The organism is Achromobacter sp. (genome assembly GCF_036567245.1).
Taxonomy (GTDB): domain Bacteria; phylum Pseudomonadota; class Gammaproteobacteria; order Burkholderiales; family Burkholderiaceae_B; genus Achromobacter.
Window position 1 is genome coordinate 1 of record NZ_DATCUY010000554.1, and the last position, 1,875, is coordinate 1,875.

The following is a 1,875-nucleotide window of genomic DNA, read 5'->3' on the forward strand; positions in this document are numbered from 1 at the left end:
TCCAATGACGCCGCGCAAGCGCCGCATGTTCGCCATCGCGGGCGGGCTGGGCCTGCTGGCGCTGGCCACCGCGCTGGTGCTCAACGCCCTGCAGTCGAACCTGGTGTTCTTCTTCAGCCCGACACAGGTGGTGGCGAAAGAAGCGCCACGCAACGGCAGCTTCCGCGTGGGCGGGCTGGTGGAACAAGGCTCGGTGCGCCGCGAAGCCGACGGGCTGACCCTGCGGTTCATCGTGACCGACACCGCGCACACCGTGCCAGTGACCTATCAAGGCCTGCTGCCGGACCTGTTCCGCGAAGGCAAGGGCGTGGTGGTCGCGGGCAAGCTGGACGCCAACGGAGTGTTCCGCGCCACCGAAGTGCTGGCCAAGCATGACGAGAACTACATGCCGCCGGAGGCCGCGGATGCGCTCAAACGCGCCGGCAAGACCACGGCCGCCAACACGATGCAGGCGGAGACGCGATGATTCCCGAGATCGGCCTGTTCAGCCTGATCCTGGCGCTGCTGACGGCGCTGGCGCAGACCATCCTGCCGCTGGTCGGCGCCGCCACCGGCTGGCAGGCCGGGCTACGCGTGGCGCGCCCCGCCGCCGTGGGCCAGTTCTGCCTGACCGTGCTGGCCTTCGGCTGTCTGGCGTGGTCCTTCGTGCACAACGATTTCTCGGTGCTGTACGTGGCCGGCAACTCCCACGCGGACCTGCCCGCGGCCTATCGCTTCGCGGCGGTCTGGGGCGGGCACGAAGGGTCGCTGCTGTTGTGGCTGCTGCTGCTGACTGCCTGGACCCTGGCCGTGGCCGTGTTCAGCCGCCGCCTGCCCCTGGCCTTCGCTGGCCGCGTGCTGGCGGTGATGGGAGGGATCAGCGTGGGCCTTCTGCTGTTCCTCTTGTTCCTGTCCAATCCGTTTGAACGGCTGATGCCGCCCGCCATGGCCGGCCGCGACCTGAACCCGTTGCTGCAAGACCCCGGCATGATCGTGCATCCCCCCATGCTCTACATGGGCTATGTCGGGTTTTCCGTGGCATTCGCCTTCGCGATAGCGGCCCTGTTGTCGGGCGAACTGGATGCGCTGTGGGCGCGCTGGGTCCGGCCCTGGACGCTGGCCGCCTGGACCTTCCTGACCGTCGGCATTCTGCTGGGCAGCGCCTGGGCGTACTACGTGCTGGGCTGGGGCGGCTGGTGGTTCTGGGACCCGGTGGAGAACGCGTCGTTCATGCCGTGGCTGGCGGGCACGGCACTGATCCACTCGCTGATCGTGACCGAGCGCCGCGGCGCTTTCCGCAGCTGGACCGTGCTGCTGGCGATTTGCACGTTTTCGCTCAGCATCCTGGGCACGTTCCTGGTCCGCTCCGGCGTGCTGACCTCCGTGCACGCCTTTGCGGTAGACCCCGGCCGCGGCTTGTACATCCTGGCTTTCATGACCGTGATCGTCGGCGGATCCCTCGCCCTGTACGCCTGGCGCGCGCCGACGGTCGGCCTGGGCGGCGGATTTTCGCTGTTGTCGCGAGAATCCCTGCTGCTATCGAACAACGTCGTCTTGACCGTGGCCGCCGGCTCGGTGCTGCTGGGCACGCTCTATCCGGTGGTGCTGGATGTGCTGGACTGGGGCAAGATATCCATCGGCCCACCCTACTTCGAAGCCGTGTTCGTACCGCTGATGACCCCGGCCATCTTCCTGATGGGCGTGGGTCCCATGGCCCGTTGGAAACAGGCCGACATGCCCGATCTGGGCCGGCGGCTGCGCGTCGCGTTCGCGGTCAGCGTGGCAACGGCCGTGTTGTTGCCGTTGGCCATGCCGGGCGCGCCGCGGCTGGGCTCGCCCATGATCGTGCTGGGCCTGTGGCTGGCGGTATGGTCAGTCGCAAGCACCGCCGCGCAC

At 68.2% G+C, this 1,875-nt stretch carries 2 protein-coding genes; both read left to right on the forward strand.

From position 1 onward, the window contains the following. The first annotated feature begins 4 nt into the window (after nt 1-4). Nucleotides 5-466 (forward strand): cytochrome c maturation protein CcmE, encoded by a 462-nt coding sequence (gene ccmE, locus VIR09_RS23305; RefSeq protein ID WP_105560205.1) that lies wholly within the window; start codon nt 5-7, stop codon nt 464-466. After that, nucleotides 463-1,875: heme lyase CcmF/NrfE family subunit (locus VIR09_RS23310; protein WP_332015000.1), on the forward strand; the 1,413-nt coding region annotated here is incomplete at its 3' end. The genes ccmE and VIR09_RS23310, both read left to right, overlap by 4 nt.

What these genes read in the sequence shown, in the direction of transcription:
- ccmE (WP_105560205.1), top strand. Translation starts at nt 5, where the DNA reads ATGACGCCGCGCAAGCGCCGCATGTTCGCCATCGCGGGCGGGCTGGGC.